The following is a 20,773-nucleotide window of genomic DNA, read 5'->3' as shown; positions in this document are numbered from 1 at the left end:
ACCACGTCTTAGGGTCGCCAGCGGCAAGGCCCAGCATCGGGCCACCAATAGGGAGATCAAGATGAAGAAGTTTCTGCTGGCCTCGGCCGCGACCCTCGCCGCGACGGGCGCGTTCGCCGACGCCCATTCCCCCATCAAGCTGGGCGTCGTGCTGGGCTTCACCGGCCCGCTTGAATCGCTCGCGCCCACGATGGCCGCCGGCGCCGAGATGGCGATGGAGGAAGTCACCGAATCCGGCAACCTGCTGGATGGCGCCGCGGTCGAACCGGTTCGCGCCGACAGCACCTGCATCGACGCCGCCGCCGCCACCTCGGCCACGGAACGCCTGATCACCACCGACGGCGTCGCCGGCATTGTCGGCGCCGACTGCTCGGGCGTGACCGGTGCGATGCTGTCGAATGTCGCACTGCCCAACGGCGTCGTGATGGTGTCGCCCTCGGCCACGTCGCCCGGCCTGTCGACGGCCGAGGACAACGGCCTGTTCTTCCGCACCGCGCCTTCGGACGCACGCCAGGGCGTGATCGTGTCCGACATCCTTCAGGAGAACGACATCGACGAGGTCGCGCTGACCTATACCAATAACGACTATGGCAAGGGTCTGGCCGATGCGATCCAGGCCAATATCGAGGAGGCGGGCGGCACCGTCACGATTTCCGCCGCGCATGAGGACGGCAAGGCCGACTACTCGGCCGAAGTGGGTGCGCTGGCGGCTGCCGGCGGTGATCTTCTGATCGTTGCGGGCTACGTCGACCAGGGCGGTTCGGGCATCGTGCGCGCGGCGCTGGATTCCGGCGCGTTCGACATGTTCTACTTCCCCGACGGCATGGTGAGCCAGGCGCTGGAGGACAATTTCGGGTCCGAGATCGACGGCTCGCTGGGCGCCAACCCGGGCACCGATTCGCCCGGCGCGCAGGCCTATCAGGACATGGCGACCGAGGCCGGCTACGACGGCACGCAGCCCTTCTCGGCCGAGAGCTATGACGCCGCGGCCCTGATCATGCTGGCGATGCAGGCGGCGGGTTCGACCGATCCGGCGGCCTACAAGCAGCATATCATGGACGTCGCCAACGCCCCGGGAGAGGAGATCATGCCCGGCGAGCTGGGCAAGGCGCTCCAGATCATCGCCGATGGCGGCGATGTCGACTATGTCGGCGCCTCGGCGGTCGAGTTGATCGGACCGGGCGAGTCCGCCGGCAACTATCGCCAGATCACGTTCGAGGACGGCAAGCTGGCGGTGGTCGGCTACCGCTGATCCGCGCCGAATGACGACTGGGCGGCCCCGGCAACGACCGGGGCCGTTTCGCAAGGGGGACAGAGTCGAATGATCGAGGTCACGGACCTTCATCGCCATTTCGGCGGCTTCCGCGCCGTGGACGGCGCGACGCTGCGCATCACCGAAGGGTCCATCACCGGCTTGATCGGTCCGAACGGGGCGGGCAAGACCACCCTTTTCAACGTGATCGCGGGCGTGCTGAAACCCACCTCCGGCAAGGTCACGATGGCGGGCGAGGACATCACCGGATTGCCCCCGCACGAACTGTTCCACAAGGGCCTGCTGCGCACGTTCCAGATCGCGCATGAATTCTCGTCGATGACGGTGCGCGAGAACCTGATGATGGTGCCCGGCGACCAGCTGGGGGAGACGCTCTGGAACGCATGGTTCAAGCGCCGCGCCATCCGCGAGGAGGACGAGGCCCTCGCCGCCAAGGCCGACGAAGTGCTGGACTTCCTGACCATCAGCCACCTGGCCGAGGAGAAGGCCGGCAACCTGTCGGGCGGCCAGAAGAAACTGTTGGAGCTGGGGCGCACGATGATGGTCGACGCCCGCATCGTCTTCCTGGACGAGGTCGGCGCCGGCGTGAACCGGACGCTCCTGAACACAATAGGCGACGCGATCCTGCGCCTGAACCGCGAGCGGGGATACACTTTCGTCGTGATCGAGCACGACATGGATTTCATCGGCCGCATCTGCGACCCGGTCATCGTGATGGCCGAGGGGCACGTTCTGGCCGAAGGAACGCTGGCCGAGATCAAGGCCAACGAGCAGGTCATCGAGGCCTATCTGGGCACCGGTCTGAAGAACAAGGATCAGCTGGCGGAGACGGGCGCATGAGCCGCAACGCCTGGCAGGACGACCGGGGCAACAAGGATCGGTCGATCACCCGGCCCGGCGGCGGGACGCTGTCGCAGGGCACCGCCCCCGCCGACCGGATCGAGACGACGAACGCCTTCCTGATCGGCGACAGCATGTCGGGCGGCTATGGCAGCGGGCCGGACATCCTGCACGACTGCACCATCGCCGTCGACCCCGGCGAGATCGCGGTGATCGTGGGGCCCAACGGGGCGGGCAAGTCGACCGGCATGAAGGCCGTCTTCGGCATGCTGAACCTCAACAAGGGCAGCGTGCGTCTGGATGGCGAGGACATCACCGCGCTGTCGCCGCAGGACAGGGTCGCCAAGGGCATGGGTTTCGTGCCGCAGACGTCGAACATCTTCACCTCGATGACGGTCGAGGAGAACCTGGAGATGGGCGCCTTCATCCGCCGCGACGACTTTCGGGACACGATGGCGCAGGTCTATGATTTGTTCCCGATCCTCAAGGAGAAACGCCGCCAGCCCGCGGGCGAGTTGTCGGGTGGACAGCGCCAGCAGGTTGCCGTCGGCCGCGCGCTGATGACCAAGCCCAAGGTACTGATGCTGGATGAGCCCACCGCGGGCGTTAGCCCCATCGTCATGGACGAACTCTTCGACCGGATCATCGAGGTCAGCCGCACCGGCATCCCGATCCTGATGGTCGAGCAGAACGCGCGTCAGGCGCTGGAGATCGCGGATCGCGGCTATGTCCTGGTGCAGGGCCGCAACGCACATACCGGTACGGGGAAGGAACTGCTGGCGGACGAGGAAGTCCGTCGGTCGTTCCTGGGGGGATGAGAGTTCTGGGTTCGACGATAGTCGCGGCGGCGCTGATCGGTCCGGGAATGGCCGTGGCAGGGTCGTGCACCTTGCCGGCAGTTTGCGAGAACGGGCGGGACTGCGTTCCGATACGCATCGAATGGTCGGATGCGGAATCGGAATTCCTCACGATCGATGGACGGAAACTCAAAGTGCGACGCTTTCCGGGAAACTCTGTCGTCGATCACGTTCGCACGAGCGATGCGACCTATGAAGTGCGCACGGTCGGGCCGACGATCCAGTTCAGGGATGGCGAAAGCCATGGATCGATCGTGACCGACGGGGAAGTTGTCCGATTGTCCGTCGTTGAGATACCGCGGCGCTACGTAGACTACCCGCGTAGCCGACGGACCTATGTCGACCGATGCGAGGGACTTTTCTGATGGAACCGCTCAACGCCCTCGTGGCCTTCGCCAACTTCGTTCTCGTCCCCGCGACCGCCTATGGCTCGCAGCTTGCGCTGGGCGCGCTGGGCGTGACGCTGATCTATGGCATCCTGCGTTTCTCGAACTTCGCGCATGGCGACACGATGGCCTTCGGCACGATGTCCGTCATCCTCGCCACCTGGGGCTTGCAGGCGGCGGGCATCGGCCTGGGCCCATTGCCCACGGCGCTGCTGGCGCTTCCGGTCGGCATCGCGGTCACGGCGCTGCTGTTGCTCGGCACAGATCGTCTGGTCTATCGCTTCTACCGCGCCAAGAAGGCCGTGCCGGTCACCTTCGTCATCGCGTCCCTGGGCGTGATGTTCATCTACAACGGCGTCGTGCGTTTCATCATCGGGCCCGACGACCAGCGTTTCGCCGACGGCGAACGGTTCGTCATCTCGGCCCGCGACTTCAAGACGATGACCGGTCTGGATGAAGGGCTGGCCATCAAGACGACGCAGGTCATCACCGTGGTCGTCGCCGTCGTGGTGGTCGCCATCCTGTTCTGGTTCCTGAACCGCACCCGCACCGGCAAGTCGATGCGCGCCTATTCCGACAACGAGGATCTGGCCTTGCTGTCGGGCATCAATCCCGAACGGGTCGTCATGTACACATGGTTGATGGTCGCCGCGCTGGCGACGATCGCGGGCACGCTCTACGGGCTCGACAAGTCGTTCAAGCCGTTCACCTATTTCCAGCTTCTGTTGCCGATCTTCGCCGCCGCCATCGTGGGCGGCCTGGGTTCGCCACTGGGCGCCATCGCGGGCGGATTTGTCATTGCCTTCGCCGAGGTCACGATCACCTATCCGCTCAAGAAGGTGCTGGGCTATGCCCTGCCCGAGGCATTGGAGCCCGACGGCCTCGTCCAGCTTCTGTCGACCGACTACAAGTTCGCGGTCAGCTTCGTCATCCTCATCATCGTCCTTCTGTTCCGTCCCACGGGCCTGTTTGCGGGGAAATCTGTATGAACACGCGCGCCGTCCTCCTGTTTGCGCTGGTCGCGCTGCTGTTCGTGGCCACCGGGGTGTTCCAGTCCTGGAACCTGGCGCTGACGATCTTCAACATGGGCCTCATCAGCGCGATCATGGCACTGGGCGTGAACATCCAGTGGGGCTATGCCGGCCTTTTCAACGTGGGCGTCATGGGGTTCGTCGCATTGGGCGGGCTGGGCGCCGTTCTGGTGTCCATGCCCCCGAATTTCGAGGCGGTCTCGGCCGGGGGCGGGCGCATCGTGCTGGGCTTGCTGGCGGGCGTCGCGGTCGTCGCGGCGGCGATCTACGCCTGGCGCCGGGGCGGACGCTACCATGGCTGGATTACGGCAGCGGTGCTGCTGGTTGGGTTCTTCGTCTTTCGCGCCATCCTCGACCCCGGCGTGATCGCGGTCGAGGCGGTGAACCCCGCTTCCGCAGGCAATATCGGCGGGCTGAACTTCTGCGCCGACTACCGTGATTGCGGCTGGATCACGCTGTTGTCCTGGCCGGCCGGCGCGGTTCTGGCGGCGGGGGCGGCGTGGATCATCGGCAAGACGGCGCTGGGCCTGCGGTCGGACTATCTGGCCATCGCCACGCTGGGCATCGCCGAGATCATCATCGCCGTCATGAAGAACGAGGATTGGCTGGCTCGGGGCGTCAAGAACGTCATCGGCCTGCCGCGTCCCGTTCCCTACGAAATCGACCTTCAGAACTCCGAAGTCTTCACCGAGGCGGCAACCGAGTTCGGCTTCGATCCGGTCACGGCATCGACCATCGCCGTCAAGCTGGCCTATGCGGGCTTCTTCGCCTTGGTCCTGCTGTTGCTGATCTGGTTGACGCAGGCGGCGCTGACCTCGCCCTGGGGCCGCATGATGCGCGCCATCCGCGACAACGAGGTCGCGGCCGAGGCGATGGGGAAGGACGTGACCGCGCGGCATCTGCAGATCTTCGTCCTGGGCTCGGCCGTCCTGGGGCTGGCCGGCGCGATGATGATCACGTTCGATGGCCAGTTGACGCCGACCAGCTATCAGCCGCTGCGCTATACGTTCCTGATCTGGGTCATGGTGATCGTGGGCGGGTCGGGCAACAACTGGGGCTCGGTCCTCGGCGGTTTCCTGATCTGGTGGCTCTGGGTGCAGGTGGAATATTTCGGACCTCTCGGCATGACCTATCTGACGGCGGGCATGCCGGACGGGTTCTGGCTCAAGGATCACCTGCAGGAGGCTGCGCAGCACACGCGTCTTGCGCTGATGGGTGTGGTGCTTTTGCTGGTGCTTCGCTTTTCGCCCAAGGGGTTGCTGCCCGAGCGTTGATCCGCGCACATGCGGGATGTCACGCAACGGTGACGACGGAACCGGGGGTGCCGGGCTAGGTTGGTGATCTGACGCATCGCCAGCAGGAAGGCCCAGACATGCCGCAGCACGCACCGGCCCCGCTCGCACCGCCCGAGGCGCTCTCGCTGTTCCAGGCCACACGCGCGCGCACGGACCGATTGGCCGCGCCGCTGCGCCCCGAGGACATGATGCTCCAGTCGATGGAGGACGCCTCGCCCGTCAAATGGCACCTGGCGCACACGACCTGGTTCTTCGAGGAGTTCATCCTGAAGCCGCACAAGCCGGACTACGCATCGCCCGACGACCGTTTCGCGTTCCTATTCAACAGCTACTACACCCAGGCCGGTCCGCGTCATGCACGCGACCGGCGGGGCATGATCTCGCGCCCGGACTGCGCCGAGGTCGCGGCCTACCGTCGGCACGTGGACGCGGCCCTGGCGGACCTTCTGGACGGCGGACGCGACGATCGGGAAGGGATCGCGGGTCTGGTCGAACTGGGTTGTCACCATGAAATGCAGCATCAGGAACTGCTCGTAACCGACCTGCTGCACGGCCTGTCCTTCAACCCGCTGATGCCGATCTATCGCGACCCGGCCCCCTTGCCGGTCACTGCGGAGGTGCCGCTGACCTTCACCCGGCACGAGGGGGGATCCGTCTGGATCGGCCATGACGGCCCCGGCTTCGCCTATGATTGCGAAGGCGCCCGCCACCGCATCCATCTGGACCCCTATGAGATTGCGGACAGGCCCGTCACCAACCGCGACTGGATCGCCTTCATGGAGGATGGCGGTTATTCCGACCCCCGGCACTGGTTCATGGAGGGCCACGCCATCGCCACGCGCGAAGATTGGGCGCACCCCCTCTATTGGTGGCGTCAGGACGGTGACTGGTGGACCTATACCCTGCGCGGGCCGCAGCCGGTCGCGCTGGACGCCCCCGTGGTGCATGTCAGCTATCATGAGGCGGCGGCCTTCGCCCGCTGGGCCGACGCCCGATGGGACCGGGGCGCGCGCCTGCCCACGGAGGCCGAGCACGAGGTGGCGTTCCGCGATGTCCCGATCGCGGGAAATTTCCTGGATGACGGACAGCTGCGGCCGATGCCGGGGCCCGGCATCTGGGGCGATGTCTGGGAATGGACCGCGTCGCCCTTTACGCCCTATCCGGGTTTCCGGCCGCCCGAAGGGGCCTTGGGCGAATACAACGGCAAGTTCATGGTCAACCAGATCGTCCTGCGTGGCGGGTCCTGCGCAACCGCGCGGGGGCAGATGCGGGCGACATACCGGACGTTCTTCTATCCGCATCAGCGGTGGCAGATGATGGGCCTCCGGCTCGCGCGGGACGTCTGACCGCGTGAATGCCGATCTGTTGAAGGACGCGCTCGCCGGGCTTTCGGCGCCGGACAAGTCGTTGCCGCCCAAATGGTTCTACGACCAGCGCGGCAGTGACCTGTTCGAGCGGATCACCGAACTGCCCGAATACTACCCCACCCGGACCGAGGCGGCCATCCTGCGGGACAACGCCGCCGACCTGGCGGGCCTCGTCCCGCCCGGTGGCGCCTTGGTGGAGCTTGGGTCGGGCGCCAGCGTCAAGACGCGGATCCTTCTGGATGCGGGCGGTCACTTTGGCGCCTATGTTCCGATGGATATCTCGGCCGAGTTCCTGCACGCGACGGCCGACGACCTGCGCCGCCGCTATCCGGCGCTTGCCGTCCACCCGGTCGTGGGCGATTTCACCCGCCCGCTCGACCTGCCGGTGGCGGTCGACGGTCTGGCGAAGGTCGGGTTCTTCCCCGGCTCCACCATTGGCAACCTAGGCGAGGAGCAAGCGGTCGCCCTGCTTCGCGGCGCGGCGGGGTGGTCCGACATCCGTGCCTTCGTCCTCGGCGTCGATCTGGTCAAGGACCCGGCGGAACTGATCGCGGCCTATGACGATGCCCAAGGGGTGACGGCGGCATTCAACCTGAACATTCTCAGTCGGTTGAACGCCGAAGTTCATGCGGATTTCGACCTGCCGGCGTTCCGGCACGAGGCCCGCTGGAAGGCCGACCGGAATCGGATCGAGATGCATCTGGTGTCGCGGTGCGACCAGGGGGTCAGGCTTGGCGGAACGAAAATCCGGTTCGCGAAGGGCGAGACGATCCACACCGAAAGCTGTCGCAAGTACACGACCGCATCCCTGTCGCATCTGGCCGGGCAGTCCGGTTGGCGGGTGGAGCGGATGCTGACCGACGACCGCGAGCGGTTCGCGGTCGCGATCCTGCGGCCGCGCTAGGTCATTCGGCGGCTTGGCCGGTAGCCACGGTCTCGGCTTCGATCGCCGCGGCGCGCTTTTCGACCTGTTCGACGATATGGTCGATCATCTGTGCGTTCGACAGCTTATGCGACTGCTTGCCCGCCAAATAGACCATGCCGGACCCGCTGCCGCCGCCGGTGAAGCCGACATCGGTCATCAGCGCCTCGCCCGGGCCGTTCACCACGCATCCGATGATAGACAGGGACATGGGCGTCTTGATGTGTTCCAGCCGCTTCTCCAGCGCCTCGACCGTCTTGATGACGTCGAACCCCTGCCGCGCGCAACTGGGGCAGCTGATGATGTTGACCCCCCGATGCCGCAGGCCCAGCGATTTAAGGATCTCGTAGCCGACCTTCACCTCCTCGACCGGATCGGCCGAGAGGGACACGCGGATCGTGTCGCCAATGCCCATCCACAGAAGGTTGCCAAGACCGATGGCCGACTTGATCGTCCCGGAGGTCAGCCCGCCCGCCTCGGTGATGCCGAGATGGATCGGCGCGTCGGTCTGCTCGGCCAGGCCCTGATAGGCGGCGGCGGCCATGAAGACGTCGGACGCCTTGCAGCTTATCTTGTATTCGCGGAAGTCGTTGTCCTCGAGGATGCGGATATGATCCAAGCCGCTCTCGATCATGGCGTCGGGGCAGGGCTCTCCGTATTTCTCCAGCAGGTGCTTTTCCAGCGAACCGGCATTGACGCCGATGCGGATGGAGCAGCCGTGATCACGGGCCGCGGCGATCACCTCGCGCACGCGGTCGGGGCTGCCGATATTGCCCGGATTGATCCGCAGGCAGGCCGCACCTGCCGCCGCCGCCTCGATCCCGCGGCGGTAGTGGAAGTGAATGTCGGCCACGATGGGGACGGGGCTTTCGTTCACGATCTCGCGCAGGGCCTTCGACGACGCCTCGTCGGGAACGGAGATGCGGACGATGTCGGCACCCGCCTCGGCCGCGGCCTGGACCTGCGCCACCGTGGCGGCCACGTCGGTGGTCAGCGTGTTCGTCATCGTCTGGACGGTGATCGGGGCACCTCCGCCCACGGGGACGTCGCCCACCATGATCCGGCGGCTGACGCGCCGGTCGATCTGCCGCCATGGACGGATGGAATGGAGCGCGTCGGACATGCGAGACCTTCGGATCGGGTTCGCCTGACAGCTAGGGCCGCGGCGCGCGGGGCGCAACCGCGCGGTGAGGCGCCTATTCGATCGGCGGCGCGGGAATTTCGTCGCCGGGCAGTTCCGGCGTCGCGCCCAACTCGGCCACCACGCGGGCCAAATCGCTGTCGCCATCCAGGTCGGCGATGGCGAAATCCGCGCGCACGGCTTCTGCCGTCAGCGGAATGTTCGACGCGACCTGCACGCCCGGCGCGACGGGACCGTAGGTGTTGCCGTCGACGGACAGGTAGACCGCGCCGGAATTGCCTGTCCGCAAGGTCGCGGGCGCTTCGGCGATCGGCACCTCGTAGGTCTCGCCCGGCTCCAGGATCTTCTCGAAAAGCGTATCGCCTTCGGCCGATTTCACACGGACCCAGGCGGCACGCACGGCGACCAGCACCACGGCCTCCGGCTCCTCGGCCAGAACGCGGGGGGGCGTGGCGGGGGTGTCGGACGCGTCCGGCTCGCCCAGCGCATCGGCCAGCGCGAGGTCGACCGAATTGGCCACCGACGCCGCGATCAGCGTGGCATCCGGGCCCTGCAGGCCCGACGGCTCGACCGTGGCGAGGGCGCCGACGGTGCCCGGCGCGATGGTCGAAATCGGCGCGTCGCGCGCGGTCAGGATGGGCGCATCGAGGGCCTGCGGCCGATACAGCCGCGCCAGCGCGTCCTGCGTGGGCGACTGGACTCCGTTCTCCTCGGGCGAGGCGAGGACGGGGTTCTGCGGCGCAAGCGGATCAAGCTCGGCGATCAGTTCGGGGGCCTGTTCGACCGGCGCGACCTGAACGCGCTGGATTTCCTTCACGACGGTCCAGCCGCCATAGCCCAGCCCGCCCACGAGCAGCGCCAGTACCGCCAGCGACCCCAGCGCGCCGGGTTCGAAGCCGGCGAAGACCGGCGTGGCCTTGTTGGCAAACGGGTTGCTGGCGCCCAGGATCGGGTCGACCGCCTTGGGCACGAGGACCGGCTGCGGACCCTTGGACTTGCGCCCGAATTTCTTGGCCGAGATCGGCTGATCGAAGATCGCCGCACGGCGCGCGACCTCGGACTCCATCGGCTTGAGCGCCGAGAACCCGCCGAAGCCCGACTCTTCGCAGAAGCGGGCGAAGACGGTTTCGGGGTCCATGTCGAGATAACGCGCGTAGCTGCGCACATAGCCGGCCACGAAAGACAGCGAGTCAAAGGCCGAGAGATCCGCGTTCTCGATCGCGGCGATATAGCTCGCCTTGATCCGCAACTCCCGCTGAACGTCCATGAGCGACTTGCCGAGCGTCGCCCGCTCGCCCCGCATCTCGTCGCCGAGCCGCATGGGGAAACTGTCGTAACCCCTTTCCGGGGTCTCTGCCTTCGAAAGGAACTTCGCTTTCCGGCCGAACATGATGGGCCTGCCCCGCAATCTGTGGACGCGCCTCGTTCTCGTGCGCGTTTCCGCCTATGATCCGAGCCCCGACTCCCCATCGGTACTCTGCTGCCATAGCTAGACTAGCAGCATGTCACGGACAATGCACGTCAAGTCTCAGCCGACGGCTTGCGCGCGATTCAGCGCACAATGCGACCAAAGATCGTCCATCGCGCGGACCAGTGCGTCGATCATGGGCGGCGTGTGAACCGGCGAGGGCGTGAAGCGCAGCCGTTCGGTCCCCCGCGGGACGGTCGGGAAGTTGATCGGCTGCACGTAGACCCCGTGATCCGACAGCAGCCGGTCCGAGATCATCTTGCACTTGACGGGGTCGCCCACGTGGACGGGGACGATATGGCTGCCATGGTCGATGATGGGCAGGCCCAGCCCGCGGAGCCGCAGCTTGAGCGACGCGGCCCGTTCCTGATGCAGGTCGCGCAGCGCCTGGTCACGCTTGAGATGCGCGACCGAGGCCGCCGCACCCGCCGCGATCGACGGCGGCAGCGACGTGGTGAAGATGAAGCCCGGCGCGTAGGACCGCACCGCGTCGCACATCCGCGCGCTTGCGGCGATGTAGCCGCCCATCACGCCGTAGGCCTTGGCCAGCGTTCCGTTGACGATGTCGATGCGGTGCATCAAGCGATCGCGTTCGGCCACGCCGGCGCCGCGGGGGCCGTACATGCCGACCGCGTGGACCTCGTCGAGATAGGTCAGCGCGCCGAACTCCTCGGCCAGGTCGCAGATCTCGGCGATCGGGGCGAAATCGCCGTCCATCGAGTAGATCGACTCGAACGCGATCAGCTTGGGGGCGGCGGGATCGTCGGCGGCCAGCAATTCGCGCAGATGGGCCAGGTCGTTATGACGGAAGATGCGCTTGGCACCGCCGTTGCGTCGCACGCCTTCGATCATGGAAGCGTGGTTGAGCGCATCGGAATAGATGATGAGGCCCGGGAACAGTTTGGGCAGCGTCGACAGCGTTGCGTCATTGGCGATGTAGGCGGAGGTGAAAACCAGCGCGGCGTCCTTGCCATGCAACGAGGCCAACTCCGCCTCCAGCCGCTTATGATAGATCGTGGTCCCGCTGATGTTGCGCGTGCCGCCCGAACCGGCGCCGGCGGCGTCCACCGCCTCGTGTATCGCCGCGAGGACGGCCGGATGCTGGCCCATGCCCAGGTAGTCGTTACCGCACCAGACGGTGATTTCGGTCTCAGACCCGTCCGGCCGGGTCCAGATGGCGTGGGGGAACTGGCCGCGACGGCGCTCGATGTCGATGAAGGTCCGGTAGCGGCCTTCCTCGTGCAGGGTGCTGATCGCGCGGTCCAGGGCCGCTCCGTAATCCGTCATATGCTCGTCTTCTCCCCCCGGGGGCAGTCCGGTGCCTGCCGCATCCGTCGCATCTAGCGTCCCCGCGCACATTGATCCAGATCACAGTTTGTCGCGCAGGTCGCGTCCCTAGCGGGTCACGGCCAGTTCACAATCGCGCGCGCCCGCCGCCGCGCAGCTGGCGATGGCGGCCTGCGCCCCGTCGCCCAGACCCCATGCGCCCGTCGTGGGCGAGATGGCCAGCGTGGCGTCCGTTCCCGCGCGGCGGAACCCCCGCCCGACGACCGTGGCGGACGCATCCTGGCTCAGCGTCAGGGGCCGCCCGGGCGCATAGCGGCGGGGCAGGATGTCGGCCACCACGACGCAAGGCCGGCCGCCCCGGCGCGCGGCGTCGCAGCCGGCGACGGCGGCGGCGCGGGCCGCGTCGATGGAATGGAAGTTGAAGGCGCCGCGCGTCGTCTCCGACTGGAAACCCGCGTCGGGCGCGGCGGCCAGCGCGCCGTAGTACTTCAACTGCGCGACCTTCGGCATTTCCTGCAGCGCGGCCAGGTCGATCTCGGACAGGAACGGATGGCGCTGCACCACGATCTGTGCGCTCCGCGTCTCGAACAGCGCCTGCCTGGCTGTGGCCTGATCGGGGACGGCCTGCGCAGTGGCCTGCAGGGGCGCGAGCAGGGCAAGGGACAGCGCGAGGAGGGCGGGGCGGATCATCTTCGATCTCCGTCAAGGGGCGTTCGTCCGCTTTTAGCGGGTCCGTCCGGGACTGGACAGCCTTGGCGCGGCGGATCAACCTGCGCATCACCCCATGTCCGCACCGGAGGCCCCATGTCCCATCCCATCGACGCCATCCTCGACCGTATCGACGCCGGACAGGGCCGCGCGCTCGACCGGCTGATGGAATTGCTGCGCATCCCGTCGATCTCGACCGATCCGGCCCATGCCGACGATTGCGAGACGGCGGCGGACTGGCTCGTGGCCGAGCTGACGCATCTGGGCTTCGATGCGTCCAAGCGCGCGACGCCCGGCCATCCGATGGTCGTGGCGCATGGCGGCGCGGGCGCGCGGCACGTGCTCTTCTACGGCCATTACGACGTGCAGCCGGTCGACCCGCGCCGCCTGTGGAACCGCGATCCGTTCGACCCCGCGATCGATCAGACCCCCCGCGGTGCCGTCATCCGGGCGCGGGGCGCGTCCGACGACAAGGGCCAGCTGATGACATTCCTGGAAGCCTGCCGCGCCTGGAAGGACGAGACCGGCGCGCTGCCCTGCCGGATCAGCGTGCTGTTCGAGGGCGAGGAGGAGTCGGGCTCCCCCTCTCTCGTCCCGTTCCTGGAAGCCAACCGGGAGGAGCTGAAGGCCGAGATCGCGCTGATTTGCGACACGGGCCTGCATGACGACCGGATCCCCGCCATCGTGACGACGCTGCGCGGGTTGCTGGGCGAGGAACTGACGATCGAGGGGCCGGACCGCGACCTCCACTCCGGGCAATACGGCGGCCCAGCGATGAACCCCGCGCGCGTGCTGACGCGGATCCTGGGCCGGTTGCATGACGACCAGGGCCGGGTCCAGGTTCCCGGATTCTATGACGGCGTGGGTGAGTTGCCGGACGACGTGAAGGCCGGATGGGACGATCTGGGCTTTTCGACCGAGGCGTTCCTGGGTGAGGTCGGGCTGAGCCACGCCGCCGGCGAGCGCGGCCGCAGCGGGCTGGAGATGCTGTGGTCGCGCCCCACGGCCGAGATCAACGGCATCTGGTCGGGCTATACCGGCAAGGGGTTCAAGACCGTCCTGCCGTCGAAGGCACACGCCAAGGTCAGCTTTCGGCTGGTCGGCGGGCAGGACCCGCTGCGCCTGCGCGAGGCGTTCCGCGACTGGGTGATCGCGCAGATGCCGCCCGATTGCCACGTGACGTTTCAGGGCCACGGCGCGGGGCCGGCCTCCGCCATGTCGGTGGACGGACCCGTCTTCGCCGCCGCGCAGGCCGCACTGACCGAGGAGTGGGGCCAGCAGGCGACCTTCGTCGGCGGGGGCGGCTCGATCCCGATCGCGGGGTATTTCCAGTCGGTGCTGGGGATGGAGTCGCTTCTGACGGGGTTCGCGAAGGACGATGACCAGATCCATTCGCCCAACGAGAAATACGACGTCGAAAGCTTTCGGAAAGGCATCCGCAGCTGGGCGCGGATCCTGGGCCGGCTGGCCGATTAGGCCCGGGCCGCCCTGAAAGCGATGCGTTACTTGTCGGGCGCCACCAGCCCCAGGCCGCGGAGGTAGATGCCGATCCCGGCCTCCAGCAAGTCCTCGGGCGGGAAGGGGACGTTGCCGCCCGGGTTCCCGCGCGCGAACAGTTCGACCACGCCATGGCTCATCGCCCAGATATGGGACGAGAACATCGTGGCGGGGGGGCGCCGATCCTCGGGGATGTGTTCGGACAGCTGTTCGGCCGCCTGTTCCAGGATGCCGCGCGACCGGGCGACGGCGCGCGCCAGCTCGGGCGTGGCATGGCGCGACAGGCCGCTTTCGAACATCGCCATGTAGTGGCCGGGATACTTGCGCGCGAAGGCCAGATAGGCGCGGCCCGTCGCCTCGAACGCCTGCAGCGCCGAGGGCTGACCGCCCTTGTAGGCGAATTCCATCAGGTCGCCGAAGATCGCATGACCCTGCAGCGCGCATTCCACGATCAGATCCTCGCGCCCCTCGAAATGACGGTAGACGGCGGCGGGCGTGACCCCGGCCGACTTGGCGGCTTCCGACAGGGTGAAGCCGGTGGGGCCCTTCTCCTCGATCAGCGACAGCGCGGCATCCACCAGCGCCTGGCGCAGGTTGCCGTGGTGATAGCCGCGCTTCGTCACGCGCCGTGCAGCCAGAGTTCGGGCCCGCCCGCGATCCGGTCGTCGATGCGCAGCGCCTTGTCGTCCCGACCGTCATATTCGATCCGCGACAGCACGAGGCGGATCGCGTTCAGCCGCGCGCGCCGCTTGTCGTCGGACCGGACGACGCACCAAGGTGCCGCGTCGGTATGGGTGCGCTCGAAGGTCTCGGAGATGGCATCGGTATAGGCATCCCAGCGGGACAGGCCCTTCACGTCGATCGAGCTGAGCTTCCACTGCTTCAGCGGGTCGTCCTCGCGCTTGAGGAAACGCCGCAACTGCTCGGCCCGTCCGACGTTCAGCCACAGCTTGACCAGGATGATGCCGTCCTCGACCAGCATCTCCTCGAAGCGGGGGACCTGCGCGAAGAACGTCCGGCGCTGTTCCGGCGTGCAGAAGTCGAACACATGCTCGACCACGGCGCGGTTGTACCAGGATCGGTCGAACAGCACGATCTCTCCGGCGGTGGGCAGATGCTGTACGTAGCGCTGGAAATACCACTGCCCCGCCTCGCGGTCCGACGGCTTGGACAGCGCCACGGTGCGCGCGACACGGGGGTTCAGGTTCTCGCGGAAACGCTTGATCGTGCCGCCCTTGCCGGCCGCGTCCCGCCCCTCGAACACGACGGCCACCCGCGTGCCCGAGGCGGCGACCCAGGACTGGCACTTGACCAGTTCGATCTGCAGCGCATGCAGCTGCTCCTCGTAGTCGTCCTTGTCCATCCAGTCGTCATAGGGAAACGGATCGGTCACGATGTCCTTCTTGCCGGCCTTTTCGATGGCCTTGCGGATGTCCTTGGGGACCTCGCTCTCGAAAAACTTGGTGATGGCGGCGTCGAAGGGCTTGGGCATGGGAATTCTCCTCTGACGCATAGATATAGGCCGCGCGGCGACCCCGGGGCCAGCCCGGACCTGGCCCGCGCGGATCAGCCCGCGGCGGCGGCCCGGTCGATGGCGGCGATCACCGCCTCGGGGTCGGCGTGATGCGGCATGTGGCCGACGCCGTCCAGCATGGTCAGGTTCGCATGCGGCACCATCGCCTTGAACGGATGGGCGTGGGTCTCCGGTGGCACGATCGTGTCGGCGGTGCCGTGCACCATCTCGATCGGCAGACGAAGCGCGTCGTAGCGGCCTTCCATCCCGACGATATGCGGCTTCAGGCCGTTCACCTGCCGGGCGTTGGCGCGCAGACTGTCCCGCCGGAGCGTCAGTTGCGCGCCGACATGCTGAAAATACCCGTCCGGCATCGGATCCGGGGCGAAGATACCTTCGGTAATCTGGCGCAGGCGATCGTCGCCCACCGTGGCCGTCAGCAAGGGCACCGCGATGGCCCCGCCGGGGGCGGAGGCGTTGACCGCGTAGATCGGCCCCAGCCCGCCCTTCCACCGGTTCGACGCCGCGGCCAGAAGGATCAGCGCGCGGGCCGGGTGATCCAGGCCCCAGGCCAGCGCGATCGTGCCGCCGAAGCTGTGACCCAGAACCAGCGGTACGCCGCGTCCGACTTGCCCATAGGCCCCCGCCAGCAGCGCGGCCTGCTCGGCCGGCGTTTCCGCCTGGGTGGCGAAGGCCGCGCGATAGGCCGGATCGACATGGCCGGTATAGCCCAGCCCCGGCCGGTCGAAGGCGATGCAGCGATAGCGGTCTGACAGACGGTCGATCAGGTCGAAGGTGAAATCCCGGTTGTTGCCCGAGGCGCCGTGGATCATCACCAGGTCCGGCCCCGTGCCGCGGATGACGGCGTGCACCGGGACGCCGCCCACGTCGAGGATGTCGCCCTCGGGCGGGAAGGCGGCCTCGAACGCGGCCTCGCGGGCGGCGGCACGCCGGTCGATGGCTGTGCCGCCGATCGCGGCGAGCGCCGTCGCGACCCCGCCCTTAACGGCCGATCTGCGCGAAATCATAAGGTGTCGTCTCGTATATCTGACTGATCCAGTTGCCATACAGGAGATGGCCATGGCTGCGCCACCGGTTCAGCGGCGGCCGCGACGGATCGTCATCGGGGAAGTAATTGCCCGGGACGTTGATCGGCGTGCCATTGGCCACGTCGCGCCGATACTCGGCCTGCAGCGTGTCGCTGTCGTACTCGAAATGGTTGAAGATGTGCAGCGCGCGGTGGGCCGCGTCCTCGATCAGGCAGGGGCCGGTCTCCTCGCTGCCCAGCAGCACCTTCATTCCCGCTGCCTCCACTTCGTCGCGGCGCACCTCGGTCCAGCGGCTGACGGGGATGACGCAATCGTCCGAGAACCCACGCAGATAGGGCGAGGCGGGCGCCTCGTTGCCCACGCGGAAGCAGCCGAACGCCTTTTGCGGCAGGATATGCTTCCGCACCCCGTGGAAATGCCAGGCCATCGCCATCCCGCCCCAGCAGATGCCGAAGATGGAATGCACGTTGGTCTGCGTCCAGTCCATCACTTCGCGCAACTCGTCCCAATAAGTCACCTCCTCGAAGGGCAGGTGCTCGATGGGCGAGCCGGTGATCAGAAAGCCGTCGAACTTCTGGTCCCGGACCTCCTGGAAGGAGCGGTAGAACGTCTCCATATGCTCGGGCGCGGTGTGGCGTGACTGGTGCTCGGTCATGCGAACCAGCGTCAGGTCGATCTGCAACGGCGTGGCGCCGATCAGGCGGGCGAACTGCGTCTCCGTCGTGATCTTCATCGGCATCAGGTTCAGCAGGCCGATCTTCAGCGGGCGGATGTCCTGACGCACGGCATCGTCCTCGGACATGACCATGACCCCCTCGGTGGACAGGACGTCATGGGCCGGCAGGTCGTGGGGCAGGATGATGGGCATCGGGGTTCCGTCTTCTCGGGCCGGGCAGAGTTAGGCGGCGGCGCGGTGCCTGCCAAGGGCCTCGCCCACAAGCGCGATCACGTCGGCGGCATCGCGGACGGCGGCGACCTCGGCGGCGGTGACGCTGATGCCCCAGTTCGCGGCCATCGCGGCATAGCGCGGATGCCGTTCGGTGATGGCGGCGGCATAGGCGTGGCGCGCGAAGGCGTTCGGGTCGACCCGGTCGGCCGACACGCCGGACACGCGCAGGTAATCCCGCCACTGCTCGGTCAGGAATTCCGGGCGATAGCACATCGGCTTGGGCGCGGACGAGAAGCGGTCGACCAGGGTCTGCACGTGATCCTCGGTGCCCTCGATCCAAACCATCAGCGTCGTGTCGTGAAGCGCCCGGAGCGCGGGATCGGCGGGGTCGTGCGGGTCCACGACCTCGCAGATGGAGCCGCCGGTGTCGCAGACGAACTGGTCGTAGCCATAGATGTCGCGGGCGCGCTCGATGAAATGGGGCGTGTCCAGAAGCGCGTTGATCTCGGCGCGCACATGCAGCGTCTGTCGTCGCTCGTATTCCGGCATCGGCAGGCCACCCTGCGCGGGGTCGCCCGGCTGACCCAGATAGGTGGACAGCGGGTCGAGGTTCTCGAACGTGATGTTCGAGCCGATATAGATGCTGTCCGAGCGCAGGAGCCCCGCCAGGAACGGCACGCGCATCGCCTCGCGCTTGAGGTTGTCGTTGATGTGCTCGCCCATGTAGGCCGTGCCGATGCGGTAGTCGATCGAGTAGTGGAACCAGTCGCCGGCCCCGCGCAGGATCCGCGCCATATGCGTCTTGCCCAGGCCCGACATGCCGAAGAAGGTCACGCGCTTGTCGCGGGCGGTCCGCCAATCCTGTTCGGTCGCGTAGATCATGCCTTCCGGGTAGCGGCCCCGCGCAGCGTGCGCAACAGGCGCCCGTCCAGGATGACCAGCCCCAGCGCCAGCAGCCCGAAACCCAGATAGACCTGTGCGCCAAGCGCCTCGTCCCGGACCCACGCGCCGAGCAGGATTGCGACCGGCGCGACGAGCAGCGTGCACAGCATCAGGTTGCCGGCGCCGGCCATGGCCAGCACCCGGAAATAGAGCAGGTACGCGCAGGCCGTCGCGATTACCGCGTAATAGGCAATGGCCAGGATCGTGTCGGGCCGGGTGGGCAGGATCGGCCCGTCGATCCAGAGTGCGACCGGGATCATCACCAGGCTTGACCCCGTCAGCATGCCCGCGGCCGCGACCTGTGGCGACAGGCCCTGCAGCCGGGTGCGTGCCCAGACGCCGGCCAACGCATAGCTGATGGTGCCGGCGACGACGGCCAGCTGCGCCGCGGAACGCAAATCGAAGCTGGCCAGCGCGTCGAGGCCGATGGCCGTGGCCACACCCAGAAACCCCAGCAGGACGCCCACCGCCCGGCGCGTCGTCAGCCGTTCATCGGCCAAGAAGATCGCCGCGGCCAGAACGCCGAACACGGCCGTGCCCGCGTTCAGGATCGAGGTCAGGCCGGTTTCGATATGCAACTGCCCCCAGGCCATCAGCGAGAAGGGCAGCACGTTGTTGAGCAGGCCCATGACGCCCAGCGCCAGCCAGATGCGGGGCGCACGGGGAACGGGCAGGCGGCGCAGCAGGACGTATGCCCACAGCACCAGCGCGGCCAGGCCCACGCGGAACGCGACGCTGGTGACGAAGGGGATCTCGTCCAGGGCAATGCGGATCGACAGGAAGCTGCCGCCCCAGATGAAGGACAGCAGGATCAGTTCGCCCCAGGCGCGGTTGGGCATGTCGCGATGGCTCATGACGGTATTGCTAGCCGTCGGCTGCGCCGCGGGCCACCCGGAACCTGCGCCAAACGAGAACGCCCCGCCGGATCGGGCGGGGCGTCGAAGGCGGGAAGTATCGCCGGTATCAGAAGCTGTAGCCGATCTTCAGGCCGACGGCGATGGCATCGTTGCCGTCGAAATCGGCGCGGGCCGTGTCGGGCGTGCCGGTTTCGGGGCGCGCGTCGCGCAGGTCGGTGTAGCGCACGCCGCCGGTCAGCTTGACCGCGTCGGTGACCTGGTAGGAGCCGCCGACCGCGATGGAGCGCGAGCCGTTGGTCGGGGCCAGCGGCGAAACCAGGTCGTCATCGCCCGAGCTGGAATAGCCGAAGGCGATGGAGCCGGAAAACTTGTCGGTGAAGCGACGGCCGACGCCGATCTCGAAATCGGTGGAGTTCTCGATGTCGGTCAGGCTGTTGTTCGTCGTGCCCGAAATCGCCTCGACCTGCTGGTCGAAGAAGACCGGCGAGACGATCGTGTCCTCGTAGCGGGCATAGCGGATGGAGCCGAAGACCAGCGTATCCCTGGCCACACCGGTCTGGAACTCGAGGTTCAGGCTTTCCGGTGCGGTGATGTCGGTGGTGCTGGTCTCGCCCAGCGCGCCGCCGCTCAGGACAGAAACGGGGATCCCGCTGACGCTTTCCTTGGTCGACAGCTCATGGTCGATCTTGGAGTTGTAGGTCAGCGCGATGCGCAGCGCGATGTCCGGCCGCTCGTAGGCGCCGCCGACGACGTAGCCGAACGCCCCGTCGCTGGAAAAGCCCGCGTTGTAGCCGTTCAGCCCGCCATAGGCGAGGCCGCTGAGCGTCACATTGGCCGAGATTTCCTGGTAGCGCAGGCCGCCATGCATGCTGAAGCCGTTGCCGAACTCGTAGCGGCCCAGCGCGGTGACGGCGTAGCTGTCGACCACCGCCTCGGTCCCGCCCAGGGCGCTGCCCTCGACCTGAACGCCGGGCACGACCAGCGAGGCCACGGTGTTGCCGCTCTCCGGATAGCTGATGTCGGAGCCGTAGGGCTCGTCCACGATCAGCGCAAAGGAGACCGCCTCGCTGAACTGGTACTTGAAGGCCGCGCCGACGGTCAGGAAGCTGTCGGCGACGTTGCCGGTATCGCTGCCGAAGGACGGGTTGGCCGCCGGGCCGCCCGAGGACAGAAAGCCCGCCATGTCGTCGGTGCCGTCGACCGAAGGATCGACGAAGCCGAAGGTCACCTCGGCATAGTTGCCTTCCTCGAACAGCGCGTCGATGCCCTGGCCCGACCGGTCCAGACCCCCGGCATGGGCGGTGGCGGCGGTGGTGAAGGTCGCGACGACGGCGAGTGCGAAACGGTTCATGGGTGTCCTCATCCCTTTGGGGGCCCGTCGATCTCCTCCTGACGGGCGGCGCCGGATCGGCGGGGTACGCCCCCGATCGCGGCATGTGATGTCCGAGCGA

Annotated in this window: 19 protein-coding genes; 8 read left to right on the top strand and 11 right to left on the bottom strand. The window is 67.3% G+C overall.

Annotated features, from left to right (window positions below; translation table 11 throughout):
- Positions 1 to 61 precede the first annotated feature (61 nt).
- The 7 genes from MWU52_RS05155 (at position 62) to egtD (ending at position 7,953) form a co-directional block, all read left to right on the top strand.
- Positions 62 to 1,252, top strand: a complete 1,191-nt coding sequence (locus tag MWU52_RS05155) for an ABC transporter substrate-binding protein (RefSeq protein ID WP_246950065.1) — start codon at positions 62 to 64, stop codon at positions 1,250 to 1,252.
- A 69-nt stretch (positions 1,253 to 1,321) separates the two neighbouring features.
- Positions 1,322 to 2,113: an ABC transporter ATP-binding protein gene (locus MWU52_RS05150; protein WP_246950064.1), complete on the top strand. Its 792-nt coding sequence runs from the start codon at positions 1,322 to 1,324 to the stop codon at positions 2,111 to 2,113.
- On the top strand, positions 2,110 to 2,931 hold the full coding sequence (locus MWU52_RS05145; protein WP_246950063.1) for an ABC transporter ATP-binding protein: 822 nt from the start codon (positions 2,110 to 2,112) through the stop codon (positions 2,929 to 2,931). Before MWU52_RS05150 ends, MWU52_RS05145 begins: the two co-directional genes overlap by 4 nt.
- A 403-nt stretch (positions 2,932 to 3,334) precedes the next feature.
- Positions 3,335 to 4,345 (top strand): branched-chain amino acid ABC transporter permease, encoded by a 1,011-nt coding sequence (locus tag MWU52_RS05140; RefSeq protein ID WP_246950062.1) that lies wholly within the window; start codon positions 3,335 to 3,337, stop codon positions 4,343 to 4,345.
- Positions 4,342 to 5,661 carry a branched-chain amino acid ABC transporter permease gene (locus tag MWU52_RS05135; protein ID WP_246950060.1) on the top strand — a complete coding sequence of 440 codons (1,320 nt, stop codon included), beginning with the start codon at positions 4,342 to 4,344 and terminating at the stop codon, positions 5,659 to 5,661. Before MWU52_RS05140 ends, MWU52_RS05135 begins: the two co-directional genes overlap by 4 nt.
- A 98-nt stretch (positions 5,662 to 5,759) precedes the next feature.
- The gene (gene egtB, locus MWU52_RS05130) at positions 5,760 to 7,028 is read left to right on the top strand and encodes an ergothioneine biosynthesis protein EgtB (RefSeq protein ID WP_246950059.1); all 1,269 of its coding nucleotides are present in this window, start codon (positions 5,760 to 5,762) and stop codon (positions 7,026 to 7,028) included.
- 4 nt (positions 7,029 to 7,032) lie between these two features.
- Positions 7,033 to 7,953, top strand: coding sequence for an L-histidine N(alpha)-methyltransferase (gene egtD / locus MWU52_RS05125; RefSeq protein WP_246950057.1), 921 nt, complete (start codon positions 7,033 to 7,035; stop codon positions 7,951 to 7,953).
- 1 nt (position 7,954) lies between these two features.
- Here egtD and ispG read toward each other — a convergent pair whose 3' ends face one another.
- The 4 genes from ispG to MWU52_RS05105 all read right to left on the bottom strand — a co-directional run bounded on the left by ispG (position 7,955) and on the right by MWU52_RS05105 (position 12,557).
- On the bottom strand, positions 7,955 to 9,094 hold the full coding sequence (ispG, locus tag MWU52_RS05120; RefSeq protein WP_246950055.1) for a flavodoxin-dependent (E)-4-hydroxy-3-methylbut-2-enyl-diphosphate synthase: 1,140 nt from the start codon (positions 9,092 to 9,094) through the stop codon (positions 7,955 to 7,957).
- A gap of 73 nt (positions 9,095 to 9,167) precedes the next feature.
- Positions 9,168 to 10,433, bottom strand: a complete 1,266-nt coding sequence (locus MWU52_RS05115; protein WP_246950053.1) for a helix-turn-helix domain-containing protein — start codon at positions 10,431 to 10,433, stop codon at positions 9,168 to 9,170.
- 207 nt (positions 10,434 to 10,640) lie between these two features.
- Positions 10,641 to 11,867, bottom strand: coding sequence for a 5-aminolevulinate synthase (gene hemA, locus MWU52_RS05110; protein ID WP_246950051.1), 1,227 nt, complete (start codon positions 11,865 to 11,867; stop codon positions 10,641 to 10,643).
- Between the two features lie 108 nt (positions 11,868 to 11,975).
- Positions 11,976 to 12,557: a 5-aminolevulic acid synthase gene (locus MWU52_RS05105; protein ID WP_246950049.1), complete on the bottom strand. Its 582-nt coding sequence runs from the start codon at positions 12,555 to 12,557 to the stop codon at positions 11,976 to 11,978.
- Positions 12,558 to 12,671: 114 nt separating this feature from the next.
- On the opposite strand from MWU52_RS05105, the gene MWU52_RS05100 reads away from it, so the two are divergent.
- Positions 12,672 to 14,051 carry a M20/M25/M40 family metallo-hydrolase gene (locus MWU52_RS05100; protein WP_246950047.1) on the top strand — a complete coding sequence of 460 codons (1,380 nt, stop codon included), beginning with the start codon at positions 12,672 to 12,674 and terminating at the stop codon, positions 14,049 to 14,051.
- Between the two features lie 26 nt (positions 14,052 to 14,077).
- Here the strand turns inward: MWU52_RS05100 and MWU52_RS05095 are convergent, their stop codons facing one another.
- From MWU52_RS05095 to MWU52_RS05065, 7 genes are all read right to left on the bottom strand, one after another.
- On the bottom strand, positions 14,078 to 14,695 hold the full coding sequence (locus tag MWU52_RS05095; protein ID WP_246950046.1) for a TetR/AcrR family transcriptional regulator: 618 nt from the start codon (positions 14,693 to 14,695) through the stop codon (positions 14,078 to 14,080).
- Complete coding sequence (ppk2, locus tag MWU52_RS05090) at positions 14,692 to 15,564, bottom strand: polyphosphate kinase 2 (protein ID WP_246950045.1); 873 nt, start codon at positions 15,562 to 15,564, stop codon at positions 14,692 to 14,694. The genes MWU52_RS05095 and ppk2 overlap by 4 nt, the downstream gene beginning before the upstream one ends.
- Before the next feature lie 74 nt (positions 15,565 to 15,638).
- Complete coding sequence (locus MWU52_RS05085) at positions 15,639 to 16,613, bottom strand: alpha/beta hydrolase (RefSeq protein ID WP_246950044.1); 975 nt, start codon at positions 16,611 to 16,613, stop codon at positions 15,639 to 15,641.
- The gene (gene metA / locus MWU52_RS05080) at positions 16,588 to 17,502 is read right to left on the bottom strand and encodes a homoserine O-succinyltransferase (RefSeq protein ID WP_246950043.1); all 915 of its coding nucleotides are present in this window, start codon (positions 17,500 to 17,502) and stop codon (positions 16,588 to 16,590) included. The genes MWU52_RS05085 and metA overlap by 26 nt, the downstream gene beginning before the upstream one ends.
- Before the next feature lie 30 nt (positions 17,503 to 17,532).
- A complete protein-coding gene (locus tag MWU52_RS05075; RefSeq protein ID WP_246950042.1) occupies positions 17,533 to 18,405 on the bottom strand; it encodes an ATPase in 873 nt (290 codons plus the stop codon).
- On the bottom strand, positions 18,402 to 19,319 hold the full coding sequence (locus MWU52_RS05070; RefSeq protein ID WP_246950041.1) for a DMT family transporter: 918 nt from the start codon (positions 19,317 to 19,319) through the stop codon (positions 18,402 to 18,404). Before MWU52_RS05070 ends, MWU52_RS05075 begins: the two co-directional genes overlap by 4 nt.
- A 109-nt stretch (positions 19,320 to 19,428) precedes the next feature.
- A complete protein-coding gene (locus MWU52_RS05065) occupies positions 19,429 to 20,673 on the bottom strand; it encodes a hypothetical protein (protein ID WP_246950040.1) in 1,245 nt (414 codons plus the stop codon).
- Positions 20,674 to 20,773: the final 100 nt, after the last annotated feature.

Source organism: Jannaschia sp. S6380 (genome assembly GCF_023015695.1).
In the GTDB taxonomy this organism is placed as follows: domain Bacteria; phylum Pseudomonadota; class Alphaproteobacteria; order Rhodobacterales; family Rhodobacteraceae; genus Jannaschia.
The sequence above is the reverse complement of the archived record's forward strand: the minus strand, read 5'-3'. Positions and strand labels throughout refer to the sequence as shown.

Coding starts and splice junctions, on each gene's coding strand:
- MWU52_RS05115 (WP_246950053.1), bottom strand. CDS start 10,433: ATGCGGCTCGGCGACGAGATGCGGGGCGAGCGGGCGACGCTCGGCAAG.
- MWU52_RS05100 (WP_246950047.1), top strand. CDS start 12,672: ATGTCCCATCCCATCGACGCCATCCTCGACCGTATCGACGCCGGACAG.
- MWU52_RS05150 (WP_246950064.1), top strand. CDS start 1,322: ATGATCGAGGTCACGGACCTTCATCGCCATTTCGGCGGCTTCCGCGCC.
- MWU52_RS05145 (WP_246950063.1), top strand. CDS start 2,110: ATGAGCCGCAACGCCTGGCAGGACGACCGGGGCAACAAGGATCGGTCG.
- MWU52_RS05075 (WP_246950042.1), bottom strand. CDS start 18,405: ATGATCTACGCGACCGAACAGGATTGGCGGACCGCCCGCGACAAGCGC.
- MWU52_RS05085 (WP_246950044.1), bottom strand. CDS start 16,613: ATGATTTCGCGCAGATCGGCCGTTAAGGGCGGGGTCGCGACGGCGCTC.
- metA (WP_246950043.1), bottom strand. CDS start 17,502: ATGCCCATCATCCTGCCCCACGACCTGCCGGCCCATGACGTCCTGTCC.
- MWU52_RS05105 (WP_246950049.1), bottom strand. CDS start 12,557: ATGATCCGCCCCGCCCTCCTCGCGCTGTCCCTTGCCCTGCTCGCGCCC.
- MWU52_RS05070 (WP_246950041.1), bottom strand. CDS start 19,319: ATGAGCCATCGCGACATGCCCAACCGCGCCTGGGGCGAACTGATCCTG.
- MWU52_RS05140 (WP_246950062.1), top strand. CDS start 3,335: ATGGAACCGCTCAACGCCCTCGTGGCCTTCGCCAACTTCGTTCTCGTC.
- MWU52_RS05155 (WP_246950065.1), top strand. CDS start 62: ATGAAGAAGTTTCTGCTGGCCTCGGCCGCGACCCTCGCCGCGACGGGC.
- ppk2 (WP_246950045.1), bottom strand. CDS start 15,564: ATGCCCAAGCCCTTCGACGCCGCCATCACCAAGTTTTTCGAGAGCGAG.
- ispG (WP_246950055.1), bottom strand. CDS start 9,094: ATGTCCGACGCGCTCCATTCCATCCGTCCATGGCGGCAGATCGACCGG.
- egtB (WP_246950059.1), top strand. CDS start 5,760: ATGCCGCAGCACGCACCGGCCCCGCTCGCACCGCCCGAGGCGCTCTCG.
- MWU52_RS05065 (WP_246950040.1), bottom strand. CDS start 20,673: ATGAACCGTTTCGCACTCGCCGTCGTCGCGACCTTCACCACCGCCGCC.
- MWU52_RS05135 (WP_246950060.1), top strand. CDS start 4,342: ATGAACACGCGCGCCGTCCTCCTGTTTGCGCTGGTCGCGCTGCTGTTC.
- hemA (WP_246950051.1), bottom strand. CDS start 11,867: ATGACGGATTACGGAGCGGCCCTGGACCGCGCGATCAGCACCCTGCAC.